Consider the following 613-nt stretch of genomic DNA (forward strand, 5'->3'; position numbering starts at 1 on the left):
CCCACGTTCACGTGCGGCTTGGTCCGCTCAAACTTACCCTTGGCCATTTTCGACTCCTAAGAGGATTTTCCGTACGTTGCGCGGGGCGCGCAAACAATCACTATGTTGCACTACCTGCTTGATGCGAGGCCCTCAGAGGCCTGCTAAACCGGCTGGTGCCCATGGGCAGGATCGAACTGCCGACCTCTCCCTTACCAAGGGAGTGCTCTACCACTGAGCCACATGGGCATTTACTGCTGCACTTGCTTGCTGCAACTGCGTCCTGGAGCTGGAGCGGGTGAAGGGAATCGAACCCTCGTCGTAAGCTTGGAAGGCTTCTGCTCTACCATTGAGCTACACCCGCGAAGTCTTTCTGACTCTTGTCGATTCCCGACACTAACTTCAGCTGAATTCTGGTGGAGGAGGTTGGATTCGAACCAACGTAGGCGTAAGCCAACAGATTTACAGTCTGCCCCCTTTAGCCACTCGGGCACCCCTCCGTAGAGAACTGATGATTATGGAGTAACGTCCGAACCGTGTCAAGCACTTTATTCGGCGTCAAACCACAACGCTCTCACTTATAGGGAGAGCGAAAAAGCAAAAACCCCGGCTTTTTAGGGCCGGGGTTTCGCAA

General features: G+C 54.3%; 3 tRNA genes. All 3 read right to left on the reverse strand.

Annotated elements, in window-relative coordinates:
- Positions 1 to 153: 153 nt before the first annotated feature.
- The 3 genes from BBA01S_RS39480 to BBA01S_RS39490 all read right to left on the reverse strand — a co-directional run bounded on the left by BBA01S_RS39480 (position 154) and on the right by BBA01S_RS39490 (position 479).
- Positions 154 to 228 (reverse strand) — tRNA-Thr (locus tag BBA01S_RS39480).
- A gap of 41 nt (positions 229 to 269) precedes the next feature.
- Positions 270 to 343 (reverse strand) — tRNA-Gly (locus BBA01S_RS39485).
- Between the two features lie 50 nt (positions 344 to 393).
- Positions 394 to 479: transfer RNA gene (locus BBA01S_RS39490), tRNA-Tyr, on the reverse strand.
- Between the last annotated feature and the right edge of the window lie 134 nt (positions 480 to 613).

This window comes from Paraburkholderia bannensis NBRC 103871 (assembly GCF_000685015.1).
Classification (GTDB): Bacteria; Pseudomonadota; Gammaproteobacteria; order Burkholderiales; family Burkholderiaceae; genus Paraburkholderia; species Paraburkholderia bannensis.